22 protein-coding genes are annotated in these 25,641 nt (G+C 68.3%); 9 read left to right on the top strand and 13 right to left on the bottom strand.

From position 1 onward, the window contains the following. Positions 1 to 66 precede the first annotated feature (66 nt). Positions 67 to 1,563, top strand: coding sequence for a potassium/proton antiporter (locus ABGB19_RS16550; protein ID WP_347687049.1), 1,497 nt, complete (start codon positions 67 to 69; stop codon positions 1,561 to 1,563). A gap of 14 nt (positions 1,564 to 1,577) precedes the next feature. On the opposite strand, the gene ABGB19_RS16545 is transcribed toward ABGB19_RS16550, so the two are convergent. Next, positions 1,578 to 3,065, bottom strand: coding sequence for a DUF222 domain-containing protein (locus tag ABGB19_RS16545; protein ID WP_347687048.1), 1,488 nt, complete (start codon positions 3,063 to 3,065; stop codon positions 1,578 to 1,580). A 172-nt stretch (positions 3,066 to 3,237) separates the two neighbouring features. Between ABGB19_RS16545 and ABGB19_RS16540 the strand changes: the two genes are divergently transcribed. Next, positions 3,238 to 4,086, top strand: a complete 849-nt coding sequence (locus ABGB19_RS16540; protein WP_347687047.1) for an LLM class F420-dependent oxidoreductase — start codon at positions 3,238 to 3,240, stop codon at positions 4,084 to 4,086. A 390-nt stretch (positions 4,087 to 4,476) separates the two neighbouring features. Here the strand turns inward: ABGB19_RS16540 and ABGB19_RS16535 are convergent, their stop codons facing one another. From ABGB19_RS16535 to gltB, 3 genes are all read right to left on the bottom strand, one after another. Further along, complete coding sequence (locus ABGB19_RS16535) at positions 4,477 to 5,319, bottom strand: polysaccharide deacetylase family protein (RefSeq protein ID WP_347687046.1); 843 nt, start codon at positions 5,317 to 5,319, stop codon at positions 4,477 to 4,479. Positions 5,320 to 5,463: 144 nt separating this feature from the next. After that, complete coding sequence (locus ABGB19_RS16530; protein ID WP_347687045.1) at positions 5,464 to 6,930, bottom strand: glutamate synthase subunit beta; 1,467 nt, start codon at positions 6,928 to 6,930, stop codon at positions 5,464 to 5,466. Beyond that, a complete protein-coding gene (gene gltB, locus ABGB19_RS16525; protein WP_347687044.1) occupies positions 6,923 to 11,539 on the bottom strand; it encodes a glutamate synthase large subunit in 4,617 nt (1,538 codons plus the stop codon). The genes ABGB19_RS16530 and gltB overlap by 8 nt, the downstream gene beginning before the upstream one ends. A 523-nt stretch (positions 11,540 to 12,062) precedes the next feature. On the opposite strand from gltB, the gene ABGB19_RS16520 reads away from it, so the two are divergent. The 3 genes from ABGB19_RS16520 to ABGB19_RS16510 all read left to right on the top strand — a co-directional run bounded on the left by ABGB19_RS16520 (position 12,063) and on the right by ABGB19_RS16510 (position 15,502). Next, complete coding sequence (locus ABGB19_RS16520) at positions 12,063 to 13,430, top strand: ClC family H(+)/Cl(-) exchange transporter (RefSeq protein WP_347687043.1); 1,368 nt, start codon at positions 12,063 to 12,065, stop codon at positions 13,428 to 13,430. 70 nt (positions 13,431 to 13,500) lie between these two features. After that, the gene (locus tag ABGB19_RS16515; protein ID WP_347687042.1) at positions 13,501 to 14,304 is read left to right on the top strand and encodes a PaaI family thioesterase; all 804 of its coding nucleotides are present in this window, start codon (positions 13,501 to 13,503) and stop codon (positions 14,302 to 14,304) included. Positions 14,305 to 14,428: 124 nt separating this feature from the next. Continuing rightward, positions 14,429 to 15,502 (top strand): cupin domain-containing protein, encoded by a 1,074-nt coding sequence (locus ABGB19_RS16510; protein WP_347687041.1) that lies wholly within the window; start codon positions 14,429 to 14,431, stop codon positions 15,500 to 15,502. Here the strand turns inward: ABGB19_RS16510 and ABGB19_RS16505 are convergent, their stop codons facing one another. From ABGB19_RS16505 to ABGB19_RS16495, 3 genes are all read right to left on the bottom strand, one after another. Continuing rightward, entirely contained in the window at positions 15,503 to 16,042 is a 540-nt protein-coding gene (locus ABGB19_RS16505) for a DNA starvation/stationary phase protection protein (protein WP_347687040.1), read from the bottom strand. It lies immediately after the preceding gene. 81 nt (positions 16,043 to 16,123) lie between these two features. Further along, complete coding sequence (locus tag ABGB19_RS16500; RefSeq protein ID WP_347687039.1) at positions 16,124 to 17,035, bottom strand: DNA-3-methyladenine glycosylase 2 family protein; 912 nt, start codon at positions 17,033 to 17,035, stop codon at positions 16,124 to 16,126. A 9-nt stretch (positions 17,036 to 17,044) separates the two neighbouring features. Then, positions 17,045 to 17,419 carry a DUF427 domain-containing protein gene (locus ABGB19_RS16495; RefSeq protein WP_347687038.1) on the bottom strand — a complete coding sequence of 125 codons (375 nt, stop codon included), beginning with the start codon at positions 17,417 to 17,419 and terminating at the stop codon, positions 17,045 to 17,047. An 86-nt stretch (positions 17,420 to 17,505) separates the two neighbouring features. On the opposite strand from ABGB19_RS16495, the gene ABGB19_RS16490 reads away from it, so the two are divergent. Further along, complete coding sequence (locus tag ABGB19_RS16490; protein WP_347687037.1) at positions 17,506 to 17,985, top strand: SRPBCC family protein; 480 nt, start codon at positions 17,506 to 17,508, stop codon at positions 17,983 to 17,985. Positions 17,986 to 18,225: 240 nt separating this feature from the next. On the opposite strand, the gene ABGB19_RS16485 is transcribed toward ABGB19_RS16490, so the two are convergent. Then, complete coding sequence (locus tag ABGB19_RS16485) at positions 18,226 to 19,599, bottom strand: FAD-binding oxidoreductase (protein ID WP_347687036.1); 1,374 nt, start codon at positions 19,597 to 19,599, stop codon at positions 18,226 to 18,228. A 41-nt stretch (positions 19,600 to 19,640) separates the two neighbouring features. Here ABGB19_RS16485 and ABGB19_RS16480 point away from each other — a divergent pair, with 41 nt between their 5' ends. Beyond that, positions 19,641 to 20,327, top strand: coding sequence for an enoyl-CoA hydratase-related protein (locus tag ABGB19_RS16480; RefSeq protein WP_347687035.1), 687 nt, complete (start codon positions 19,641 to 19,643; stop codon positions 20,325 to 20,327). 78 nt (positions 20,328 to 20,405) lie between these two features. Here ABGB19_RS16480 and ABGB19_RS16475 read toward each other — a convergent pair whose 3' ends face one another. From ABGB19_RS16475 to ABGB19_RS16460, 4 genes are read right to left on the bottom strand one after another with little or no spacing between them, the layout of a single operon-like run. Beyond that, positions 20,406 to 21,179 (bottom strand): class I SAM-dependent methyltransferase, encoded by a 774-nt coding sequence (locus tag ABGB19_RS16475; RefSeq protein ID WP_347687217.1) that lies wholly within the window; start codon positions 21,177 to 21,179, stop codon positions 20,406 to 20,408. 55 nt (positions 21,180 to 21,234) lie between these two features. Further along, positions 21,235 to 22,239 (bottom strand): NAD-dependent epimerase/dehydratase family protein, encoded by a 1,005-nt coding sequence (locus ABGB19_RS16470; RefSeq protein ID WP_347687034.1) that lies wholly within the window; start codon positions 22,237 to 22,239, stop codon positions 21,235 to 21,237. After that, complete coding sequence (locus tag ABGB19_RS16465) at positions 22,236 to 22,736, bottom strand: nuclear transport factor 2 family protein (protein ID WP_347687033.1); 501 nt, start codon at positions 22,734 to 22,736, stop codon at positions 22,236 to 22,238. The genes ABGB19_RS16470 and ABGB19_RS16465 overlap by 4 nt, the downstream gene beginning before the upstream one ends. 50 nt (positions 22,737 to 22,786) lie before the next feature. Continuing rightward, a complete protein-coding gene (locus ABGB19_RS16460) occupies positions 22,787 to 23,188 on the bottom strand; it encodes a hypothetical protein (protein ID WP_347687032.1) in 402 nt (133 codons plus the stop codon). Between the two features lie 59 nt (positions 23,189 to 23,247). Between ABGB19_RS16460 and msrB the strand changes: the two genes are divergently transcribed. Next, positions 23,248 to 23,706: a peptide-methionine (R)-S-oxide reductase MsrB gene (msrB, locus tag ABGB19_RS16455; protein WP_347687031.1), complete on the top strand. Its 459-nt coding sequence runs from the start codon at positions 23,248 to 23,250 to the stop codon at positions 23,704 to 23,706. Continuing rightward, positions 23,703 to 24,218, top strand: a complete 516-nt coding sequence (msrA, locus tag ABGB19_RS16450) for a peptide-methionine (S)-S-oxide reductase MsrA (RefSeq protein ID WP_347687030.1) — start codon at positions 23,703 to 23,705, stop codon at positions 24,216 to 24,218. The genes msrB and msrA overlap by 4 nt, the downstream gene beginning before the upstream one ends. A gap of 79 nt (positions 24,219 to 24,297) precedes the next feature. Here msrA and ABGB19_RS16445 read toward each other — a convergent pair whose 3' ends face one another. Then, positions 24,298 to 25,638, bottom strand: a complete 1,341-nt coding sequence (locus tag ABGB19_RS16445) for a cytochrome P450 (RefSeq protein ID WP_347687029.1) — start codon at positions 25,636 to 25,638, stop codon at positions 24,298 to 24,300. Positions 25,639 to 25,641 lie beyond the last annotated feature (3 nt).

Here is a 25,641-nt window from a genome sequence, read left to right as displayed (position 1 = left end):
ACTCGGCGCGCGCGATAGGTGTTTACTGCACCTCACACCAGCCAGGCGGGCCTGATCGGGGATGAAATGACCTTGGAGCAGCTGTATCTGGTGCTGCTCGGCGGGGGGCTGGTGCTGCTGGCCAGCATCGTCGCCACCCGCGCGGCCAGCCGGGTCGGTCTGCCCAGCCTGCTGCTGTTCCTCGGGGTGGGTGTCATCGTCGGCGAGGACGGGCTGGGACTGCAGTTCGACGACTACAGGCTGGCCGAATACCTGGGCACGGTGGCACTGGCGGTCATCCTCGTCGAAGGTGGTCTGACGACGCGGTTCTCCGACATCCGCCGGATGCTGGCACCGGCCGGCGCGTTGGCCATCCTTGGCGTCGCGGTCAGCATGGTGGTGACCGCGGCGGGCGCACACCTGTTGCTCGGGATGGACTGGCAGTTGGCTCTGTTGCTGGGTGCCGTCGTGTCGTCCACCGACGCAGCCGCGGTCTTCTCGGTGCTGCGTGTCGTGCCGCTGCCGCGGCGGGTCGCGGGACTGCTGGAGGCCGAGTCCGGTTTCAACGACGCCCCGGCTGTCATCCTGGTGCTGCTTTTCAGCGTGACGCCGCTGGAACTGGCGCCCGTGCACACGCTGTTGACAGTCGTCTACGAGCTGGCCGTCGGAGCGGTGATCGGAATAGGGTGCGGCTTCCTGGGCTCGGTCGCGTTGCGCCGCATCGCCCTTCCGGCCTCGGGACTGTATCCACTGGCGACGTTCGGCCTCGGCATGGTCGCGTTCGCCGCGGCGGGCAGCGCACACGCCAGCGGCTTCCTCGCCGCGTATCTGGCCGCGGTGGTGCTCGCCAACAGCGGACTGCCGCACCGCTCAGCCACCCGGTCGTTCGCCGAAGGGCTCGGCTGGCTCGCGCAGATCGGTCTGTTCGTCCTTCTCGGGCTGCTCGTCGATCCCGCCGACCTCGCCGCCGAGGTGGTCCCCGCCATCGTCATCGGGCTCGTACTGCTGTTGATCGCAAGGCCGCTGTCGGTCGCCGTCTCGCTGGCCGGTTTCCGCCTGCCGTGGCGCGAACAGATCTTCGTGTCCTGGGCCGGGCTGCGCGGCGCCGTGCCCATCGTGCTGGCGACCTTCCCGATCGTCGCCGGGGTCCCCGACAGCACCCGCCTACTCAACATCGTGTTCCTTCTCGTGGTGGTCTTCACGCTGATACAAGGCCCCAGCCTGCGCACGGTCGCGCACCGTCTGGGCCTCATCCCCAAGGAGGCCACCCGCGAGATCCAGGTGGAATCCGCGCCGCTCGACGTTCTCGACGCCGAGTTGTTGACGATGACGGTCCAGGCGCCGTCGCGACTGCACAACGTCACTGTGCTCGAACTGCGCCTGCCCGATCCGAGCGTCATCACCCTGATCATTCGCAACGGGCGCACCTTCGTCCCACAGCCCGACACCCGGATCGCGATCGGGGACGAACTGCTCATCGTGACCACTGCCAAGACCCGGGCCATGGCCGAGCGCCGACTGCGTGCGGTGAGCCGTCGCGGCAAGCTCGCCTACTGGTTCAACGAGTTCGGCGAAGCGGATTAGATTGTGATCAGCCCTCAGAAGGGTGGGGGTTGGTTGTGTTCGGCGAGGCGTTGGTCGGCGTGGGGTTGGTTGTGTTTGCGTTCGGCGGCGATGGCGTGGGCGCGGTTTTGGGCTCGGGTTCGTTTGCGGCGCGGCATCTTCAGGCAGCGCACGGTGTCGTCGAGCACCTCGACCGAGTGGTCGATGACCGCGGGTGCGGTGGGTCGGCACAGCGTCGGGAACAACAGTCTGCTGCCGGGATACGTCGTATATCTCTGCCCGCTTGGTGCGATCCAATCGACTGTTCCGTCGGGATGCTGAAAGTCGCGCCACCTCCAGAACGTCTTGAACAAGTGATGTCTGCGGCACAGGCATTTCAGGTTCGACGCTTGGGTCGCCCCGCGCGGATACGGGATGGTGTGGTCGATATCGCAGTGGGTGGCCGGTTTGCCGCAGCCCGGGAAGCGGCAGGTCAGGTCGCGACACCGGATGAACGACGCCAACACCGCCGAGGGGATGCGCCGCTTCTCCGGCGGAGCGTCACCGGGATGGATCACCGGTTGGCGTTGGGCGGTGCCCAGCTTGTCGGCCACCACCGGCGCCGGCATGACCGCCCCGCTGTCGATGACGTAGCCCGGCCCGCTGGTGGCGGGGCCGGCGGGTTGGTCGTCGGGCTCGGGTGGGTGATACCCGTCGAGCCGAACCGGAGTCGGGTCGGACAGGGTGTCTTCGGTGGCCACCACGTGGACGACTACAGCGGTCGCGGTGGTACCGGCGGCCGGGCACTCGTCTGACCCGCACGCGCACGCCAGACTCTGGGTGCCGGTGAACACCGCGGTCATGGCATCGGAGCGGCGCTGTTCGACGGTGCGGGGGTCGTCCTCGCACACGGTGGCAGCCATCGCATCGAGGCGTTGATCGATGAGGTCGCCATCGTGGGCGTAGACGTAGCCTTCGATCGAGGCCAGTCCGGAGCCGTCTTTGGGGTTGTGGATCTCGATGCAGCGTTCCCGAGACGACGTTTGCGCGCGGCGCACCGCGGCCGGGTCGAAGCGGTCGACCCAGAAGTCGATCGCGGCGTGCAGTCGCTCCACCGACAGCGTCGTCCAGTCGGACACGTGGGCGGCGACCTGCTCGTCGACCTGGGCCAGCACCTGCGGGTCTTGGATCAGCCAGGTCCGCGTCACGATCGCGGTGACCATGCGGTAGGTGATGGCCCCGGTCAGGAACACAGCGTTGACCCGCGGGAGGCGATCACGCAGCGCGACCGCGACCTCCAACTGCGCCGCCGCCATCCCCAGCGACACGTTCTGGGCGGGGGCGATCTCGGCGGTGACCGCGGCGTGGTTGTCCAGGATCCACTGCTCCCGCTCGGCCGACCCGTCGGCGGCGTAGGCCCGGTCGAGCACATCGGCGGCCGCCGCGAGCCGCCGCGCGCAGGCGGCGTTCTCGACGCGCGCCCACGCCCCCACCGCCGCGGCATCCCTGGCGGAGCCGGCCGCGTTGACCAATCCTTCGAACATACGAGCGAAGATAGTCGCTGATCATGACGTGCAGGACGCGTCACCCGCCCGACAACGCCCGCCTGTGGATCCATTCGCCATTGGGGACAACTGCCGGAACCCGACATCCGCTGTCGCGGAAACGCCCCGCATCACAAATGCTCGGCAGCTACACAGGACTAGGCTCGATTCAGTGCGATTCGCTTTCAAGACGTCACCGCAGAACACCACCTGGTCCGACATGCTCGCCGTGTGGCAGGCGGCCGATGACATCGAGGTCTACGAATCGGGCTGGACGTTCGACCACTTCTATCCGATCTTCTCCGACTCGACCGGACCCTGCCTCGAAGGCTGGACGACCTTGACCGCGCTGGCGCAGGCCACCAAGCGGTTGCGGGTCGGAGTACTCGTCACCGGTATCCACTATCGGCACCCAGCCGTGCTTGCGAACATGGCCGCCTCACTGGACATCGTGTCGGGTGGCAGGCTCGAGCTCGGCATCGGCGCCGGCTGGAACGAAGAGGAATCCGGTGCGTACGGCATCGAACTCGGCAGCATCACGGAGCGGTTCGACCGTTTCGAGGAGGCGTGTGAAATCCTCACCCGCCTGCTGAGCCAGGAGACGACGTCGTTCGACGGCACGTACTACCGACTCAAGGACGCCCGCAACGAGCCGAAGGGCCCGCAGCGGCCGCACCCGCCCATCTGCATCGGCGGCAGCGGCGAGAAGCGGACGCTGCGGATCACCGCCCGTTACGCGCAACACTGGAACTTCGTCGGCGGACCGCCCCAGGAGTTCGCGCGCAAGCGCGACGTGCTCGCCGCGCACTGCGCCGACGTCGGCCGCGATCCGAAGGAGATCATGCTGTCGGCACACGTGCGGTTGGGCCAGGACCACGACTACAGCAAGGTCGTCTCTGAAGCCGCCGCGCTCGGCGAGGAGGGGCTCGACCTGGCGATCGTCTATCTACCGCCGCCGTACGACCCCGCGGTGTTGGAGCCGCTCGCGAACGAGATCACGGCGTCGGGATTATTGAGCTAGCAAATTGGTCAGACGATCACGAAAATATAACGATTCGGCAAACACAGCGTCGCTCGCCGTTCGCGCGCCGCTCATGGGCGGCCGGGAGTTCGCTACACCCCGAACAGCCGAAGCTCGTCCGGAGTGATCAGCCGCTCCGCCTTGGCGGGAAACTCGCGGCTCTTCAGAGGGTGTCGGAACAGTGACCAGGCGATTCGACTCACCCGTGAACGTGATAGCGGGTTGAGGTACACGGTACTTACTCCTGCGTCGATACCGATTGCTGACCGGGGGCTAACCTTACCGCAGCGTCCTTAGGTAGTCATTAGATACCCAGCTTTGGGCAAACTAACGTAGGCACGCCGAAATTGTTTCCAGAGTTTTAACTGTTACTACTGTGACAGATGGGACTCAGGTTGAGGGCCTGTGAAACACGTCGTCGAGGGTCACTGTGCGTAGTCGGCGCGCCCGGATGATGTCCACCAACTGCCCGTACACCTCGGTGACCGGCAGGTGGTTGAGGTGGCCGATCACGATGGTCTGCGGGTGGAAATAGCGATCGGCCATCCGGACGACATCGGCCGCCGGGATCAACACGTGATCCTCCAGTGTCCCCGACCACAGTGTGTTGACGGTGTAGCCCAGCTCGCTTGCCACCTTGTCGACGTGGGCGTTGTGCGCCCCGTACGGCGGCCGGAAGTACGGCCGCGGGTCGACGCCGTAGGTGTTCCACAGGAACTCGTGATTGCGCCGGAACTGCTCGGCGACGTCGACCAACGGCAGCTCGGTCAGGTTGGGGTGGGTCCAGGTGTGGTTGGCCAACTGGATCCGGCCGTCGTCGACCAGCGGGCGCAGCAGGTCGACGTGGTCGGTCCACGACCCGTAGACCCCGTTGACGAAGTACGTCAGGCGGATGCCGGTGTCCTTGGCGAACTGGGTGTAGGCCCGCACGACGTCGCTGCTCACGCCATCGTCGACGGTCAGCGCCAGCAGGTCACCCCCGCCCGGCAGGCTGCTCAGCACGCCGGGGGGCACGGGGATTCGAGCCGATTCCGGCGGTGGCGGCAGCAGCCCGGCCGCGGTGCCCGACGGCGGTTTCGGCGCCTCGGCGGCCACACCTGCCACCTGGGGCTGACCGCTGGTGCTGCAGCGCGTCACCCCGACGGCGCCCAGCGTGACGGCGGATAGGGCCGCGATGAAGTGCCGCCGGTTCAATTCGACCCCGGCGGCCGAGCTTCGGTAGCGGCCGATCATCGGCGCCAGTCTCGTGTCCGCCGGTTGCCCGGTGACGTAGACACGCCGTTGAGGGCGGCAACTTAACGTTGCCGACGCAACTAACGCTTCTCGACGCTCTTCGCGCGAGCGCTCATCGCCGCTGGATGCTCTTCGCGCGAGCGCTCATCGCTGCGGGACGGCGGTCGGTTTGATCGGCGCAGGAAGGGCGGAATGGCCCATCAGGTAGCGGTCGACGCCGGCGGCGGCGGCGCGGCCCTCGGCGATCGCCCAGACGATCAGCGACTGCCCGCGACCCGTGTCGCCGGCCACGAAGACGCCGGGCACCGAAGAGGCGAACTCGGCGTTGCGCGCGACGTTGCCCCGCTCGTTGATCTCGACGCCGAGATCGGTGAGCAGGCCTTCGCGTTCGGGTCCGGTGAACCCCATCGCCAGCAGTACCAGGTCGGCGTCCATCTCGAACTCGGTGCCCTCGACCTTCTCGAACTTGCCCGCGTTCATCTTGACCTCGTGACCGCGCAGACCGGTGACCCGGCCGTCTTGGCCGATGAACTCCTCGGTGTTGACCGAGTAGACGCGCTCGCCGCCTTCCTCGTGTGCCGAGGACACCCGGAACATCAGCGGATAGACCGGCCACGGCGTCGAGTCCGCGCGCGTCTCGGGCGGCCGCGGCATGATCTCGAACTGGTGCACGCTCTCGCAGCCTTGGCGGTGTACCGTGCCGAGGCAGTCGGCGCCGGTGTCGCCGCCGCCGATGATGATGACCTTCTTGCCCTTGGCATGGATCGGCGGCAGGCCCTCGGCGTCGGTCACGGGATCGCCGAACTGCACGCGGTTGGCCCACGGCAGGTATTCCATCGCCTGGTGGATGCCGTCCAGGTCGCGGCCCGGAATCGGCAGGTCGCGCGCCTCGGTCGCGCCGCCGGCGAGCACCACCGCGTCGAACTCGGCCCGCAGCTGCTGGGCGGTGATGTCGACCCCGACGTTGACACTCGCGCGGAACTCGGTGCCCTCGGCCGCCATCTGCTCGAGACGACGGTCGATGTGGCGCTTCTCCATCTTGAACTCGGGGATGCCGTAGCGCAGCAGGCCACCGATGCGGTCGTCGCGCTCGAACACCGTGACCTCGTGCCCGGCCCTGGTGAGTTGCTGGGCCGCGGCCAGCCCGGCGGGCCCGGAGCCGACCACGGCGACCTTCTTGCCGGTCTTGACATCCGGCGGCAGCGGCACCACCCAGCCCTCGTCGAAGGCCCGGTCGATGATCTCGACCTCGATCTGCTTGATCGTGACCGGATCCTGGTTGATGCCGAGCACGCACGAGCCCTCACACGGCGCGGGGCACAGTCGCCCGGTGAACTCCGGGAAGTTGTTCGTGGCGTGCAGGCGCTCGATGGCGTCGCGCCAACGGTCGGCGCGCACCAGGTCGTTCCACTCGGGGATCAGATTGCCCAGCGGACAGCCGTTGTGGCAGAACGGGATACCGCAGTCCATGCAGCGGGTCGCCTGCTCGCGCAAGGTCTCGACCGGGAAGTCCTCGTAGACCTCTTTCCAGTCGCGCAGGCGCAGCGGGACGGGCCGCCGCTGCGGGGTCTCGCGATGTGTGAACTTGAGGAAGCCGCGCGGATCAGCCACTGGCGGCCGCCATGATCGCTTCATCGACGTCCTGGCCCGTGCGTTCGGCCTCGGCGATCGCTTCGAGCACCCGCTTGTAATCGCGGGGCATCACCTTGGTGAAGTGCTTCAAATTCGTCTTCCAGTCGTTCAAAATGCGCTGTCCGACAGCGGAATCCGTGGCGTCGACATGGGCACGGATCATGTCGTGCAGCCATGCCACGTCCTCACTGTCCTCGTCGTCGAGGTCTTCGAGGTCCACCATCTCGGCGTTGAGATTGGCAGGCAGTTCGCCGTTCGGGTCGTAGACGTAGGCGATCCCGCCGGACATCCCGGCGGCGAAGTTGCGGCCCGTCGGTCCGAGGATCGCGATCTTGCCGCCGGTCATGTACTCACAGCCGTGGTCGCCCACACCCTCGACGACCGCGTGCGCGCCCGAGTTGCGCACCGCGAACCGCTCCCCGACCTGACCGCGGATGAACGCCTGGCCGCTGGTCGCGCCGAACAGGATCACGTTGCCCGCGATGATGTTGTCCTCGGCGACGTAGTCGACCGGTGCGTTGTCCGACGGGCGCACCACGATGCGGCCGCCCGACAGGCCCTTGCCGACGTAGTCGTTGGCATCGCCGTACACCCGCAGCGTGATGCCGTGGGGAAGGAAGGCACCGAAGCTGTTGCCCGCCGAGCCGTCGAACGTGATGTCGATGGTCCCGTCGGGGAGCCCCTGTCCGCCATAGGCCTTGGTGACCTCGTGGCCGAGCATGGTGCCCACCGTGCGGTTCACGTTCGCGATGGTCGTGGAGAACCGCACGGGTGAACCGGAATCCAGGGCTTCGCGGCACATCACGATCAGCTGCTGGTCGAGCGCCTTGTCCAGACCGTGGTCCTGACGCGAACTGCAGTACAGGTCCTGGTTCATGAACGCCGACTCGGGCTCGTACAGCACGGGCGTCAGGTCGAGCTTGTAAGCCTTCCAGTGCTCGGCCGCCTTGGTGGTGTCCAGCGAGCCGACCTGGCCGACCATCTCGTTGACGGTGCGGAAGCCCAACTGCGCCATCATTTCCCGCACTTCTTCGGCAATGAACATGAAGAAGTTCTCGACGAATTCCGGCTTGCCGTTGAAGCGCTCCCGCAGCACCGGGTTCTGCGTCGCCACGCCGACGGGGCAGGTGTCGAGGTGGCAGACCCGCATCATGATGCAGCCCGACACCACGAGCGGCGCGGTGGCGAAGCCGAACTCCTCCGCGCCGAGCAACGCGGCGATGACGACGTCGCGTCCGGTCTTGAGCTGACCGTCGACCTGCACCACGATCCGGTCGCGAAGTCCGTTGAGCAGCAACGTCTGCTGCGTCTCGGCCAGCCCGAGCTCCCACGGTGCCCCGGCGTGCTTCATCGAGGTCAGCGGGGTGGCGCCGGTGCCGCCGTCGTGCCCGGAGATCAGTACCACGTCGGCGTGTGCCTTCGACACACCCGCGGCCACGGTGCCCACTCCGTTCTCGGAGACCAGCTTGACGTGCACCCGGGCCTGCGGGTTGGAGTTCTTCAGGTCGTGGATCAGCTGCGCGAGATCCTCGATCGAGTAGATGTCGTGGTGCGGCGGCGGGGAGATCAGGCCGACACCCGGGGTCGAGTGTCGCACCTCGGCCACCCACGGATAGACCTTGGCCCCCGGGAGTTGGCCACCCTCACCGGGTTTCGCCCCCTGGGCCATCTTGATCTGGATGTCGGTGCAGTTGGACAGGTAGTGGCTGGTCACCCCGAAGCGGCCGGAGGCCACCTGCTTGATGGCGCTGCGCCGCCAGTCGCCGTTGTCGTCGCGCTCGAAGCGCTTGACGGCTTCGCCGCCCTCACCCGAGTTCGACCGTCCGCCAAGGCGGTTCATCGCGATGGCCAGGGTCTCGTGTGCCTCGGCCGAGATGGAGCCGTAGCTCATCGCGCCGGTGGAGAACCGCTTGACGATCTCGCTGGCCGGCTCCACCTCCTCGAGCGGAACGGGCGGACGCACGCCGTCACGGAACTTCAGCAGGCCGCGCAGCGAGGCCATCCGCTCGCTCTGGTCGTCGACGAGCTGGGTGTACTCCTTGAAGACCTCGTACTGGCCGGTGCGGGTGGAGTGCTGCAGCTTGAACACCGTGTCCGGGTTGAACAGGTGGTATTCGCCCTCGCGGCGCCACTGGTACTCGCCGCCCACCTCGAGCTCACGGTGCGCCCACTCGTCGGGGCGGTCCAGGTAAGCCAGAGAGTGCCGGGCGGCGACGTCGTCGGCGATGTCGTCGAGTTCGATGCCGCCGACGGGACAGGTCAGCCCGGTGAAATACTCGTCGAGCACATGCTGGCTGATGCCGATGGCCTGGAACAGCTGCGCGCCGGTGTAGGACGCCAGCGTCGAGATGCCCATCTTGGACATCACCTTCAGCACGCCCTTGCCTGCCGCCTTGACGTAGTTGGCCTTGGCCGCATCGCTGCTGATGCCGGTGATCACGCCACGGTCGACCATGTCCTCGATCGACTCGAACGCCATGTAGGGGTTGATCGCGGCCACGCCGAAACCGACGAGGCAGGCCATGTGGTGCACCTCGCGGGCGTCACCGGCTTCGACGACCAGCCCGACCTTGGTGCGGGTGCGTTCGCGGACCAGGTGGTGATGCACCGCGGCGACCGACAACAGCGACGGAATCGGCGCCATCTGCTCGTTGGACTCGCGGTCGGACAGCACGATGATGCGCGCGCCGTCGCGGATCGCCGTCGACACCTTGGCCCGCACGTTGTCGAGCGCTTCCCGCAGGCCCTGCCCGCCCCGGTTGACCGGATACAGGCAGCGGATCACCGCCGCGCGCATTTCGTGCTTGTGCCCGCGGATCTCGTGGTCGGGGTCGACGCAGATGAGCTTCGACAGCTCGGCGTTGCGCAGGATCGGGTTCGAGAGCGTGATCTGCCGGCACGACTCGGGCGTCGGGTTGAGCAGGTCGCCCTCGGGGCCGACGGTGCCCTGCAGGCTGGTCACCACCTCTTCGCGGATGGCGTCCAGCGGCGGGTTGGTCACCTGGGCGAACAGCTGCTGGAAGTAGTCGTAGAGCATCCGCGGCCGCGCCGAGAGCACTGCGATCGGAGTGTCGGTGCCCATCGAGCCGAGTGCCTCGGCACCGGTGCGCGCCATCGGGGCCACCAGCAGGTTGAGCTCCTCGTAGGTGTAGCCGAAGATCTGCTGGCGCAACACCACCCGGTGGTGCGGCATCCGCACGTAGTCGCCGGGCGGCAGCTCGTCGAGGTGGAACAGGCCGGCGTCGAGCCACTCCTGATACGGGTGCTCGGCGGCGAGCTCGGCCTTGATCTCCTCGTCCTCGACGATGCGGCCCTTCGAGGTGTCGACCAGGAACATGCGGCCGGGTTGCAGCCGCATCCTCTTCACGACGGTCGAGGGGTCGAGATCGAGCACGCCGGCCTCCGACGCCATCACGACCAGACCGTCCTCGGTCACCCAGATCCGCGACGGGCGAAGGCCGTTGCGATCGAGCACCGCGCCGATCACGGTGCCGTCGGTGAACGTCATCGACGCCGGACCGTCCCACGGCTCCATCAGCGACGCGTGGTACTGGTAGAACGCCCGCCGCGCCGGGTCCATCGACTCGTTGCGCTCCCAGGCCTCGGGGATCATCATCAGCACGGCGTGCGGCAGGCTGCGCCCGCCGAGGTGCAGCAGTTCGAGCACCTCGTCGAACCGGGCGGTGTCCGAGGCGCCCGGCGTGCAGACCGGGGTGATCTTGTCCAGATCCTGACCGCCGAAGACGTCGGTGTTGATCAGTGCTTCCCGCGCCCGCATCCAGTTCTCGTTGCCGGTGACGGTGTTGATCTCGCCGTTGTGGGCGATGCGCCGGAACGGGTGGGCCAGCGGCCACGACGGGAACGTGTTGGTCGAGAACCGGGAGTGCACGATGCCCAACGCACTGGTCAGCCGGTCATCCTGCAGGTCGAGGTAGAACGCCTTGAGCTGGGGCGTGGTCAGCATGCCCTTGTAGACGAAGGTCTGGCCGGAAAGGCTTGGGAAGTAGACGGTTTCGCGGCCGGGGCCGTCCTGGCCGGGACCCTTGGTGCCGAGCTCGTGCTCGGCGCGCTTACGCACCACGTAGGCGCGGCGCTCGAGATCCATGCCGGAGGCGCCGGCGAGGAACACCTGGCGGAAGGTCGGCATGGCATCGCGGGCCAGCGCTCCGAGCGACGACTCGTCGGTGGGCACCTCGCGCCAGCCCAGCACCTCCAGCCCCTCGGCCTCGGCGATCTTCTCGACGGCCTCGCACGCGGTGGCCGCGTCCTTGGACGACTGCGGCAGGAACGCGATGCCGGTGGCGTAGCTGCCCGGTTCGGGCAGGTCGAAGTCGACCACGGCGCGCAGGAACTCGTCGGGGACCTGGAGCAGGATGCCCGCACCGTCGCCGGTGTTCGGTTCGGCGCCCTGGGCGCCGCGGTGTTCGAGGTTGACCAGGGCGGTGATGGCCTTGTCCACGATGTCGCGGCTGCGACGGCCGTGCATGTCGGCCACCATGGCCACGCCGCACGCGTCGTGCTCGAACGCGGGGTTGTACAGCCCCTGCGCACGCGAGGAGCAAGACAGCCCTTGAATCTGGGGCGTCATTCCCACCTACCCTTTTCCCGCACGTCTTGGGAGGCTTTCGCCTGCCGGCCGCCGACAGCGGCAGTGCGCCGGCCCGGCCATGCAGAGGTGCCTTTGTGCAGCATCGAACGCCGGCCTTTTTCCACTCGCCTCAAGTGGAGAAAACGATATGACAAACACCGGGTGACATGCCAACTTAGTGGAACCTAACTAGACCCGCCCCGGCCGGCCGGGCGTAGACGCGCTATGGGCCCTGCCAGCTGGCAATACTCCTAACGGCGTCGGCGATTCGGCCTGCTCGCAGCCGGCCGAGTCGAGTGCGTGACACGTCACACTTGCTGCCATTCGCTTCTCGCTATTTGCTAAGACGACACCTCGGGCTGTTAGCCGGCCTCGACTGGATAACTCTTCCAAAGCTACTCCGATGTCCGAGCGGCCGATCTGCGAGACTGGGACCCCGGTCTGGCAGTGAAGGAGAACGCTTGCCCGTGCACCCTCCCGGCATCGAGGACCGCCGTCCACACAGGTCGGCCGCCGCCAGACGATGACGTCGCCGCCGGCGGTTCCCGAGCAACCCGACGATTCGATGCGGGGTTCGCTGCACATCTGCCTCACGGCGATCGCGGCCGGTGTGCTCATCGGGTTCATCGGCGGCGCGTTCCGCTGGTGCCTGCAGACCGCGGACGATCTGCGTCTCGACTTCGTCGACTGGGCGCACGATCTACCGGGGCCCGGCTGGCTGGTTCCGATGGCCGCCGCCGCCGGCGGCGCGACCCTCGCCTCGCTGATCGTGCGATGGGAGCCGCTGGCCGCAGGCAGCGGTATCCAGCATGTCGAGGCGGTTTTCCTGCAGGAGGCCCGGCCACCTCTCATCCGACTGCTCCCGGCGAAGTTCGTCGGTGGCTTGCTCAGCATCGGATCCGGGCTGGTGTTGGGCCGCGAGGGTCCGACGGTGCACATGGGCGCGGCGATCGGTGCCGAAGCCGCCCGGCGGGCCCGGTTGCCCGACCCCGAGGTCAGGATGATGCAGACGGCGTTGGGCGGCGCCGGCCTGGCGGTGGCGTTCAACGCGCCGATCGGTGGCACCCTCTTCACCCTCGAGGAGGTCACGAAGTCGTTCCGGGTGAAGACCGTCCTCGCGACACTTCTCGCCGCTGCCACCGGGGTGGCCTGCGCACGGCTGATTCTCGGGAACCACGCCGACTTCGACGTCGAACCCATCGGCGCCCCGGCGCTGGCGTGGCTGCCTCTGTTCGTCGTCTTCGGACTGCTGACCGGATGCCTGGGTGCGGCCTACAACGGGCTGGTGTTGTGGTTCCTCGACCACGTGGCGGCGATCAGCCGGATCCCTCCCGCGGCGAAGGCCGCGATCATCGGCGCCGTCATCGGGGCCGCGATGTTCGTGTACCCGCTCGCGGTCGGCGGTGGGGACCCGCTGACGCAACGCATCCTGGGCGGGCAGAGCATCGTCCTCACCGTCGTCCTCGGATTCCTTGCGGTTCGGTTCATCGCCGGCCCGCTGTCGTACTCGGCCGCCGTGCCGGGCGGGCTGTTCGCCCCGCTGCTGGCCGTCGGGGCGCTGTGGGGACTGCTGTTCGTCGGAGCCTTCGACGCCGTCTGGCCCGAAGACGCCACTCAGTTGGCGGTTCCGATGGCGCTCGTCGGGATGGCGGCGTTCTTCGGGGCCACCGTGCGCGCACCGGTGACGGCGATGGTTCTCGTCACCGAGATGACTGCCACGACCGAGGTGCTCGTGCCGATGATGGCGGCCACGGCCGCCGCCGTGCTCGCCGCGTACGCAGTGGGATCGCCGCCGATCTACGACAGCCTTCGCGAGCGGATGCCCGACGAGGAGTCCATCGAAAATCGCGGAGCGCCGAAGCGTGGGCCCCGAGCCGACGGTCAGAGCTGACGCCGGGCCTTCGGCAACGTCTACCCCCGCGGGGTATAGGGCTGCCGTTCGGCCGTCACGCTGTAGGGCGATGTCGCATCCGCTGAACACCCCACTCGGCCGGTTCGGCATCGTCACGTCCGACGACGGGCCGCACGGGTGCGTGGCGACCATCCCCGCCGGCGAGATGACCAACCCGCTGACCGGCGCAGCGACCATCGCCCCCCTCGCGATGCTCGTCGACCACGTCGGCGGCCTGGTCAACCACCATCGCCGCGAGGCCGACGAGTGGACGGTGTCCAGCGAGTTGTCACTCGAACTCGATCCGGGCGCCGCCGATGTCATCGCGACCGCACCCGACGTGCCGGTACTCGCGACGGCCCGGCCCTTCGGCCGGAAGAGTGACGTCGCGCTGGCCCTGTGCGAACTTCGGCATCGCGACTCGCTGCTGGCCACCGCGACGGTGCGCTCGTTCTACATTCGCGCCCCCGGTCACCTCGCGCCGTTTCCGGACGGACCGACCGGGCCCATGCCGCCGGGAACGCTCACCGACCGGATGGCGGTGCGCGTCGCGGAGAGCGGTGGTTCGGCCGCCGTCCTGCTGCAGGACGAGGACCCGGTGCTGAACAACCTCATCGGCATCGTGCACGGCGGCGTGTCGGCAATGGCGCTCGAACTCGTGGCGTCGGCCGCGGTCAACGCCGGCCGGTCCGATCGGCCGCTGCAGACGTCGTCCCTGCGCGTCAACTTTCTGCGGCCGTTCCACAGCGGGGCCGAATCCCGTTATGTCGGCACGGCTCTGCGGGTGGGCCGCAGCACCGGTGTCGCGGAGGCCCAGGCTGGCGGCCCCGGCGGCGAAGTGGCCATCCTCGCGCGACTGACCGCCTACCGCTGAACCGAGCTTTCCCGCACACCTTTGGGTGGTCGCCATCGCGGGACCTTGTTGACGGCTCTGGCCCTTCGTCGTTGATGCGCCCGATATCCGCGCGTCGGTCCCGCCCGGGGCGCATGCTTCGGCCATGAAGTCCACTCAGAGCCGCCACGCCACCTCGTTGACCGACGGCGAGGTCGTCGAGCAGAACGACCTCGGTTCGATCACGCGGGTGACCGCCGACAGCCTGCCCATCCTGTCCGGGCTGTCGATCAAGCGAATCGTCATCAACCCCGGCGCGATGCGCACGCCGCACTGGCACGCCAACTGCAACGAGCTCACCTACTGCATCTCGGGCACCTCGCTGGTGTCGGTGCTCGACAGCTACAGCAAGTTCTCCAGCTTCACCGTCAGTGCCGGCGAGATGTTCCACATCGACTCCGGTTCCCTGCACCACATCGAGAACATCGGCGAGGAACCGGCCGAGTTCGTCCTCGCGTTTCGCAGCGAGCGACCCGAGGACTTCGGGCTGGCAGCGTCTTTCGGCGCGATGACCGACGCGGTGCTCGGCAACACCTACGATCTGCCCGCGTCCGATTTCGCCGGGATCCGCCGGGACACCACGGACCGCAAGCTCGCGCGCCGGGCCGGGCCGCCCGATGTCGCGTCGACGGCCCGCTTCGACGATCCGCATAAGTTCGCCATCGAAGCGCAGAGCCCGGCGATCGGAATCGCGGTCGGGTCGGCGCGACTGGCGCGTGCGCAGTACTGGCCGGCGCTCAAGGACCTGTCGATGTACTCGCTGCGCATCCGCGAGGACGGGATGCGCGAACCCCACTGGCACCCCATCACCGCCGAGATGGGCTACGTGCACAAGGGCCGCGGCCGAATGACGGTGATGGATCCGGACGGCTCACTGGAGACGTACTACCTCAACGAGGGCGACGTCTACTTCATCCCGCGCGCCTACCCGCACCACATCGAGGTCGTCGACGCGCCCGACATCCACTTCGCGATCTTCTTCGACCAACCCATGCCGGGCGACATCGGCTACCGGGCGTCGACCAGCGCGTACTCCCGTGAGGTGCTCGCCGCGACGTTCGACGTGCACGTCGACGATCTCCCGGACTTCCCGTTCACCAAGACCGATCCGCTGATCGTCGGCCGGTGCAATCCGGTCGACGACCGCGCAGTCGGCGAGCAGCAGGGAGTACCGGTGTAGCTACCGCGCCTTGTCGGCGGCGCCCTTCTCCGTCTTGGCGCCCTTGCTGGCCAGTTGGCCGCCGGAGTTCTCCAGGTGCGCGCGCACGAACCACTGGAACTTCTCCAGCTCGGCGGCATGCCCGATGAGCATGTCCTGCGTCACCGGATCCGGCTCCTCGGTCTCCTCGATGTTCTTGCGGGTGTCGGCGACCACCCCGTCATAGACCAGGTCCAGCGCCGCCAGGTGCGCCTGCACGGTGTCGCGCTCGAGCGAGTAGTCGTCCCAGGTCCGGTCCGACTGGATGGCGCCGGGCGTGCCCTTGGGCGAGAAGCCGAGGGTGGCGATGCGCTCGGCGACCTCGTCGGCGTAGCCGCGCACGAGTTCCACCTGCGGATCGATCATCTCGTGCACGCCGATGAAGTTCGGGCCGACCACGTTCCAGTGCACGTGCTTGAGGGTCAGGTGCAGGTCGTTGTACCGGCTCAACTGCTTCTGCAGGATCTCGGCGACTTGGGCGGCGTCTTTGTCGGTCATGCCCGGAACGGTGAACTCAGACATCAAAAGCTCCTTTGCACACAAATCGGTGTCGCCCGTCCGACTACCCGCTGGCTCCGGGAGATAACCGCCGGTCGGCGCACGTCACAAATCGGAAAGATCGGGTATCGCCTGGCGCGCACCGAACCGGGGCAGCACGGCGAGCCCACTGACTTCGAGCAGGCGCACCGCGCGGTGCCGGTGTGGCCGCAGCGGTTCGAGAAGTTCCACCATCGCCGGATCGTCGATCGGATGTCCGAGCAGACTCCAGCCGACCATCTTCGCCAGGTGATAGTCGCCGACCGACAGCGCGTCGGCGTCGCCCCACGCCCGCTGTGCAGTTTCCGCGGCGGTCCACTCGCCCACCCCCGGCAGCGACATCATCGCCGCGCGGGCGGCCGCGGGCGAGCGTGCGCCGAGCCGCTCCAGGGACTCCGCGCGCTGGGCGCAGATCACCACCGTGCGGGCCCGGCCGGGGTCGACGTTGGCCAGGTGAAACTCCCACGACGGGATGCGCCGCCACACCTCGCCCGGCGGTGGGACGCGCATGTGCGCGGGCGCCGGACCGGGCGCGGGCGCACCGTATTTGGTGACGAGCAGATACCACGCGCGCCGGGCGTCCTTGCCGTACACCCGCTGTTCGAGCACGGCGGGGATGAGCGCCTCGAGCACGCGGTCGGTCCGGCCCAGCCGCAGATGCCGCACGCGCCGGTGCGCGGTCGCGATCGTCGGCTCGTCGGGCTCGAAGCCCGTGCTGTCGTCGAAGGCGCCGACCTGCGCGGGCAACGTCTCGACGAATTCCGTTGCGCCGCTTCCCCACGCCTCGCACTCGACGGTGTCGGGGGCGGACTTGGTGATGCGCGCGGTGACCGGTCCGCTGCGCATCAGGCTGGTACGCCAGATCGCGCCGTCGGGTGCGTCGTGGTAGCACGGATCGCGGCGGCCGCGCCGCAGCGGCGACAAGGTCAGTCCCGGGCTGACGGGTCCGTCGAAGACGACGCTGACCGAGACGCTCACCGCTTCAGGCTAGGCGACGGTGATGTCCGCCTTATCGGGATAGAACGCGACGTGGCCGGCGATCCCGCCGACCGCGGGATACGGCGTCTCGTAGCTCCAGATCACGTCTTCGACGGTCTGACCCGCGGCGGTGGCGACGTGGTAGTAGGTGGCGTCGCCCTTGTACGGGCAGTACGTCGCCGTGCCGCTCGGTCGCAGCCGCTCAGTCACCACGTCGGCGCGCGGGATGTACTGCACGGCCGGGTACGTGGATTCCTGCAGGGTCAACGCGTTGTCGGTCTCGGCGACGACTTCACCGTGCACGCGGACGGTGACGCGTCGGCCCGTCGGCTCGACGGTGATGGGATGCGCCGCGGTGGGCTCGAGTACTGGGCGGTTGGCCATCTCGTTCTCCTGACGCCGGGGGTGCTGTTAAGCGCAACATGTCCAGACCCGCCATTCTTCCCCCGCCGCCGACCTACGATCGGCCCATGAGCGAACCCGGACCCGCCACCGCGCAGGCGGAGATCACCATCGACGCCGACCCCGACACGGTGTACCGCCTGATCACCGACCTGCCCACGTTGGCGTCGCTGGCCGAGGAGGCCGACGCCATGGAGTGGCGCAAGGGCGACGCCGCCCGGCCCGGTGCGGTGTTCAAGGGTCACAATCGCAACAAGTCGCGGACGTGGAGCACGATGTGCACCGTCACCGCCGCCGAACCCGGCCGCACCTTCGCCTTCGACGTGCGTAGCGCGGTGATCCCCGTCGCGCATTGGCGCTATGACATCACCGCGGCCGGTGACCGGTCGTGCCGCGTCACCGAGAGCACATGGGACCGGCGCCCCGGGTGGTTCCGGGTGCCCGCGGGCTGGGCGACCGGGGTGAAGGACCGCACGGCGGCGAACACCGAACACATCCGCCGGACGCTGGAGCGGCTGAAGGAGAAGGCCGAGGCGGGTCGGGTCTAGTCGGACGACGATCAAGCGGCGAGGCACGAGCCGCGTTGAGGAGTCCGACAATCAGGTCCAGTCGGACGACGATCAAGCGGCGAGGCACGAGCCGCGTTGAGGAGTCCGACAATCAGGTCCAGTCGGACGACGATCAAGCGGCGAGGCACGAGCCGCGCTGAGGAGTCCGACAATCAGGTCCAGTCGGACGACGATCAAGCGGCGAGGCACGAGCCGCGCTGAGGAGTCCGACAATCGGGTCTAGTGCGGTCGGCCGGCGACCTTGTCGGCCAGCACCGCGATCGGTGATGTGGTCGCGCGGCCGCGCGACTCGTGCCGGTCTGCCGCCTTATAGGCCAGGTACATTCCCCGCACACCCAGCCAGCGCAGCGGCTCGGGCACCCAGTTGCGCGACCGGTGCCCGACCCACGGCAGCTCGGTCAGCGGACTGCGCCGGTCGAGCACCAGGTCGGCCAGCGTGCGCCCCGCCAGGTTGGCGGCGGTGACGCCGTGCCCGACGTAGCCGCCGGCCCACCCCAAACCCGTTGTCCTGTCGTAGGACACGATTGCCTCCCAGTCCCGCGGCACCGCGAGCACCCCGCACCAGCCGTGCGCGATCGGCACATCACGAACCTGTGGCAGGACCGAGTGCAGCACCGCGGTGAGGTGGGCGATGGTGCGCTGCGGCACGGCCCCGTCGCGGTCGGTTCTCGACCCGTACCGGTACGGCACGCTGCGGCCGCCGATCGCGATGCGGTCGTCGACTGTGCGTTGTGCGTAGAAGAAGCCGTGCGCGGTGTCGCCGAGGGTTTCGCGACGGCGCCAGCCGATCGAGTCCCAGACGTGTTGGGGCAGTGGGTCGGTCGCGATCATCGAGCTGTTCATGGGCAGCCAGCGTCGACGAAGACCGGGCAGCGCGGCGGTGAAGCCTTCGGTGGCGCACAGCACGACGGGGGCGGTGACCGACCCGGCCGGGGTCCGCGCGCGTCCCTGCCCGATCGCGGTGACCCGGGTCTGCTCGTAGATGGTCACCCCGAGCCGCTCGGCGGCGTCGGCCAGGCCACGAACCAATCCGGCGGGCTGGACTCGCGCGCAGTGTGGGTTGTGGTAGGCCGCCGCCACGCCGTCGAGCCGGATGCGTTCGGCCACTTCGAGATTGGTCAGTGGCGCGATACCGTCGACCTGCCAGGACCTTTCCTCGTCGACCTCGGTGGCCAGCCGCGCGGCCTGCGCACGGTTGCGGGCGATGTGCAGAGTCCCGCCCTTGACGATGCCGGCGTCGATGGTCTCGCGGTCCGCGACGTCGATGACCTCGTCGACGCTGTCGGTGAGCGCCTGCTGCCAGGCCAGCACGCGGTCGCGGCCGTGGAGTTTCGCCATCCGGCGCCGGTCGCCGGGCACCAGCCCGGACAGCCAGCCGCCGTTGCGACCCGACGCGCCGAAGCCGGCGAACCGCGCCTCGAGCACCACGATGCGCAGCGACGGGTCGGCCTTGGCGAGGTAGTAGGCGGTCCACAGCCCGGTGTAGCCGGCGCCGACGACGCACACGTCGGCGTCGCGGTCGCCGGGCAGCCCGGGTCGCAGCGGCGGCTGCCCGGCGAACCAGTGTGAGACGGCGCCGTTGATCGTGGGCACCGACCGATTCTGGCAGCACCGCGGAGTGGTGTAATCGCCTGATGGCCGACCTGCAACAACCAGCCGCCTCGGCGGCGACCATGGACCGACGCGGCGCGGTTTTCGTCCTGACGCTCGGTGACGACGAGAACCGGTTTCATCCCGACCGGTTGACCGCGATCAACGCCGCGCTCGACGAAGTGGAAGCCGCTGACGGGCCCAGGGCCGTCGTGACCACCGGCGTCGGCAAGTTCTATTCCAACGGGCTCGACCTGGACTTCATGGCCGCCAACCCCGATGCCGCCGAGGCGAACCTGGCCGAGGTGCACGCATTGTTCGCGCGGGTGCTGGCGTTCCCGGCGCCCATCGTCGCGGCCCTGCAGGGGCATGCGTTCGCGGCGGGCGCGATGCTGGCCCTGGCGCACGACCAGATCGTCATGCGCGGCGACCGCGGATACTTCTGCCTGCCGGAGGTCGATCTCGGTATCCCGTTCACCGCGGGGATGAACGCGCTCATCCGATCCCGGCTGCCGATCGCCACCGCGCACGAGGCGATGACGACGGCCCGCCGGTACGGCGGTGAGGACGCGCGAGCGGCCGGGATCGTGACGGCGACCGCAGGCGAGGGCGACGTGCTCGACGCGGCGATCGCCCGCGGTGAGGCGCTGGCAGGCAAGGCGGGCGCGGTGTTCGGAGCTATCAAGGCCCGGCTCTACGCCGAGGTGATCGCCGAACTGAAGGCCGTCTAGCGCTTCGCAGCGCCGAAACTGAAGTTGTGCAACAGATTCCAGTCGTATCGCCTGCGTGACTTCAGTCTCGTCACTGACTCAGAATGCGTAGCGGTGATACTGCGCCATGTAACGCAGCGCGGGGGCCACCGACATCACCCGCGCCATGAGCCGGTAGTACCAGGCGACGTCACCGAACGTCGGCGAGTCGAAAGCCGACGACCAGGCGAGCAGCCGGACTCCGGGCACCGCGTCGACGATGTCGTCGGGTCCGTCGATCCCCCAGGACAGCGTCGCGCCCGCGCGCCGGACAACGGCGTTCATCCACTGCGAGCGGATACCCAGCCGGTTGAACGCGTCGAAGTGCAGCTCCCCCGAAGGGAACACCTCGACGATGCGGCGCAGCAGTGCGATCCCGTCGCCTTCGGTCAGGTACATGGTGAGGCCTTCGGCGATCATCAGAACCGGCCGGTCCGTGAGTACTTCGCTCATCCAAGCCGGATCGGTGACGGACGCGGCGACGACGCGGTAGTGATCCCGCGCCGGGTAGAGCCGGCTGCGCAGGGCGGCGGCGTCGGGATAGTCGACGTCGTACCATTCGACGCCGGGACCGGGATCGATCCGGAACACCCGCGCGTCGAGCCCGCAGCCGAGGTGCAGCACCACCGCATCGGGATGCACGGCCAGGAACTGTCGAGCCCAGGTGTCGAAGTGCGCGCTGCGGGTGGTCACCGACGGCGAATTGGCCGCCGTGATCGACGTCTTCGACCAGTCGTAGTCGATGCGGTCGACGACGTCGCGGGCGAACCGGTCACCAAGAATGGGCCGGGGCAGGTCGGCGTCGAGCGCCTTGGCGTAGAGGGTCGCGAGCATCGTCTGCGGCGCGCCGGACAACTCGACCTGCAGTCTGTTGTTCACGCGATCGAGGTTAGCCCGCTTTGCTCTTGCGCCTCGCGTCGCGCAGACCCGCCCAGAACCGGGCCGCCTCGCGGATGGACTCCTCGACCGGCTTGGGCTCCCAGTGCAATTCGCGGCGGGCCTTCGTGCAGTCCACCGGCGCCTCCGCCCGCATCAGCCGCAGCGAGTTGAGCGACAGCCGCTCGTCGGTGCCGCGCAGCTTGGCCTTGACGCTGCCGACGCCTGCCATCGCGTAGGCCACCGACAGCGGAATCGTCCTGCTGGGTGGCGGCATGCCGGCGGCCTCGGCGGCGATGGTCACCACCTCGGCGTTGCTGATCATCTTCTCCGAGACCAGGTATCGCTCGCCGATGCGGCCGTGCTCGGCGGCCAGGATCATCGCACGGGCCGCGTCGTCCACACCGACCGCCTCGAGTTCGATGCCGCCCATCACGAACGGGATCTTGCCGAACACCGCTCCGGCGATGATCGCCCCGTGCGGCGTGCGGCCCCAGTCACCGCTGCCGTAGGTGGTCGACACGCACATCGCCACCGCGGGCAGGCCCTGCTCACGGGCGTACTGCAGGACCAGTTTCTCGGCCTGCACCCGCGACCGCACGTACGGCGTGAGACCGCGCTCGGACACGACGTCGTCCTCGGTGGCCACGTGACCGCGGCGGCGGCCGACGGTGACGTAGCTGCTGGTGTAGACGAAGCGCCGCAGGCCGGCATTCTTCGCGATCTCCACCACGTTGCGGGTGCCCTCGACGTTGGTGCGGAACAGCGGCGCGGGGTCGCGCAACCACCCCCGGGCGTCGACCACGCAGTAGTAGACGTCCTCGACACCGGACATCGCCGCGCGCAGGGTGTCGTCGTCCCAGATGTCCCCGTGTAACCGCTCGACATCCAGATCCTCGATGCCCATGGTGTTAGCGTTCGGTCGCACCATCGCGCGCACGTCGTGCCCGTCGCCGACCAGCAGCCGGGTGACGTGCGAGCCGAGGAACCCGTTGGCCCCGATGACGAGCTTGGTCATTTCGCGAACTGCTTCATCCAGGCCTCCGCCTCGGGTGGCAGCGTGCCGAGTTCGGCGGCCTTGCGGCACCACTTCACCGTCGCCTTGACGAACCGCAGCGGGTTGTAGATGTCCTCCTGACGGCGCCACAGCCCATCTCCGGCATAGGTGACGATCGAGATGTTGGTGGCACTGATGATCGTGCCGTCGCCGGGGTCGCGCATCGGGTTGTCGAGCTCGCAGAGCACCCGTCCGGTCGGCTCGTCGATCACCGTCCACAGCGACGGGAACGACGTCATGTAGCTACCCGGAAACGTCTCCATCGTCTTCCAGATCCACGAGCGCACCTCTTCGCGCCCACGCATCGTGCCCGCGGCGTGCTCGACGTAGGTGACGTCGGGTGTGTACTGCTCAACCCACGGATCCCAGTCGCGGGTCTGGGCGGCGCGGTCCACCGTTGCCTCGAACTTCTCGAATGCCGCGGCGAGTTCGTCGCGGCTGAAGGTGCTACCCGTCACACCCAGAACTAGAACACGTTCCATTGGCCATGTCGAGCGCCAGGCGAGGGTCAGTACGCGCTCACCACCTGACGGGCGCCAAGGGCGCTCTGCAGCGCCACGTCGAGCGTGCCCGCGACCGCGATCATGATGCACGCCTCGCCCACCGCCTCCGGCACGGTGCCGCCGCGCAGTTCGACGGTCACGGTCTGCGCCGTCTCCTGCACGGCTGCGTGCACGCCGTAGCACGCCGGCGTTCCGGTGATGAAGTTAATCGCGATCGTCCGGTCGTCGGCAGCACGGCTGAACGAGTCGGCCGCCAAGGGATGCGGGTCGACGATCGCGGGGTTGTCGGTGAAGACGACGCCGGGCGGGCCGGGGCGCTCGGGCAGGACCACCGACTCCGCCGCCGCCACCGGCGCGGACCAACCGGTGACGCCGACACAGGCCAGGGTGACGATGAACGCACGCATCACACATTCGTCATCTTCGCGTGGAACAGCGGCGTTACACCCGCCGTTATACAGGCACTATGACGCAGCAATACAACAAGAATCCGGCTGCGGTGAACGCGTTGTCACCGGAGCAGTACCACGTGACGCAGAAGAACGGCACCGAGCGCCCGTTCACCGGTGAGTACTGGGACAACCACGAGCCCGGCATCTATGTCGACGTGGTGTCCGGCGAGCCGTTGTTCGCCTCGACGGAAAAGTTCGACAGCGGCACCGGCTGGCCGAGCTTCACCCGGCCCATCGAGCCGGCGAATGTCGTCGAGAAGCGCGACTTCTCGCACCTGATGATCCGCACCGAAGTGCGGTCGGCGCACGGCGACAGCCACCTCGGCCACGTATTCACCGACGGACCCCGTTCGGAAGGCGGCTTGCGCTACTGCATCAACTCCGCTTCGCTGAGGTTCATCCACCTCGGGGACCTCGAGACCGAGGGCTACGGTCAGTACAGGACGCTGTTCGACCAGGAGGCACAGGCATGAGCGAATACCAGACCGCGATCCTCGCGGGTGGCTGCTTCTGGGGCATGCAGGATCTGATCCGCAAGCAGCCCGGCGTGGTGTCCACGCGCGTCGGCTACACCGGCGGCGAGAACGCCAACGCCACCTACCGCAACCACCCGGGCCACGCCGAGGCGATCGAGATCGTCTACGACCCGGCGCAAACCGACTACCGGGCACTGCTGGAGTTCTTCTTCCAGATCCACGACCCGACGACGAAGAACCGTCAGGGCAACGACGTCGGAACCAGCTACCGCTCGGCGATCTTCTACGTCGACGACGAGCAGAGGCGCGTCGCGCTCGACACGATCGCCGACGTGGACGCCTCGGGTCTGTGGCCGGGCAAGGTCGTCACCGAGGTGACGCCGGCCGGCGACTTCTGGGAAGCCGAGCCTGAACACCAGGACTACCTGGAGCGCTTCCCCGCCGGCTACACGTGCCACTTCCCTCGCCCGGGCTGGAAGCTGCCCAAGCGGGAGACCGCCGCGCAGTAGCTCCGCGGCGGCCACGAGACTACGGTTTCTGACGAGAATCGGCCGAAAGCCGTCAGAAACCGTGTCTCGGCGCGGAACGCTAGGCGGCCGCCGCGCGGCGGTGCACGACGATGCGGCCGCCGTCTTTCGGCGTGAACGCGATCCCGCGGAAGTGCACCTTCTCGTCGGGGGCGTTGTCGGTCTCGATCACGAAGTGGCTCAGCACGGTTCGCAGCACGACGTCCATCTCGACCTCGGCGAAGGCGGACCCGATGCATCGACGGGTGCCGCCCCCGAACGGCACCCATGCGGTCGGCGGGCGCTTGCCCAGGAACCGGTCCGGGTCGAAGCGCTCCGGGTCGGGGAATACGTCGGGGTTGGCGTGCATGTTGGCCAGCGCCACCATCACGGTGTAGCCGTGCGGTATCCGCCACTGCCCGAGGTCGAAGTGCGGCGCGGCGACGTGGCGGCCGGAGAAGTCGATGACCGTCCGGTTGCGCTGCAGTTCGGAGATGAACGCCCGACGGTATTCGTTGCCGTCGGTCTCGTTCTCCTCCACCAGCCTGGCCAGCACCTCGGGGTGGCGGCGCAACCGTTCGAACGCCCAGCCCAGCGTCGACGCGGTGGTCTCGTGACCGGCGCCGAGCAGCGTGAGCAACTCGTCGGAGACGTCCTGACGTGACATCGGTGTGCCGTCCTCGTACGTGCTGCGCAGCAGCAGCGCCAGGATGTCGGTGCGCTCGTCGAGCCCGGGGTCGGCCCGGGCCTTGTCGATCAGCGTGAACACCGTGCGGTCGAAGTTGCGGCGGAAGTCGGCCAGCCGTCCCCACGGGCTGAAGCGGCCGGTGGGAAACGGCGGCTCCGGCAGCGTCGCCATCCGCGAACCGAGCTTGGCCCACGGTGGAATGATCTCGCGCAGGTAATCCAGTTCGGCGCCGTCGGCCCCGAACACGGTGCGCAGGATGACGTTCAGCGTGATTTTGTTCATCGGTTCGAGCGTCGCGAACTCGGTGCCCTCCGGCCAGGTGGCGATCTCGCGGAGGGTCTCCTCCTCGATCACCTTCTCGTAGTTCTTGATGCTCTGGCCGTGGAAAGGCGGGGCGAGCAGCTTGCGCCGCTTGCGGTGCTCGGCACCGTCGAGCGCGAACACCGAACCCGGACCGAAGATCCTGCTCAGGTTCGGCTGCACGTTCATCAGGTCATCGGTGCTCGCCAGGTACACCTGCCGCAGCAGCGCCGGGTCGGCGACCACGACGCTGCGCCCGAAGAACGGCACGTTGATGGCGAAGACCTGCCCGTACCGCTTCATCGCGGTCTGCAGGAACCGGCGGCGGAAGCCCGCCATCAGGATCAGCTGAACGGGTTTTGGCAACGGCACCGCCGGCGGCATCTTGCCGGACGTCGACGGAGCCTCCGACTGGGTGACTGCGGCGTCGGTCATCAA

The organism is Mycobacterium sp. B14F4 (assembly GCF_039871645.1).
Lineage (GTDB): Bacteria > Actinomycetota > Actinomycetes > Mycobacteriales > Mycobacteriaceae > Mycobacterium.
Note: the sequence above shows the minus strand (reverse complement) of the source record. Positions and strands in the feature narration are given on the sequence as shown.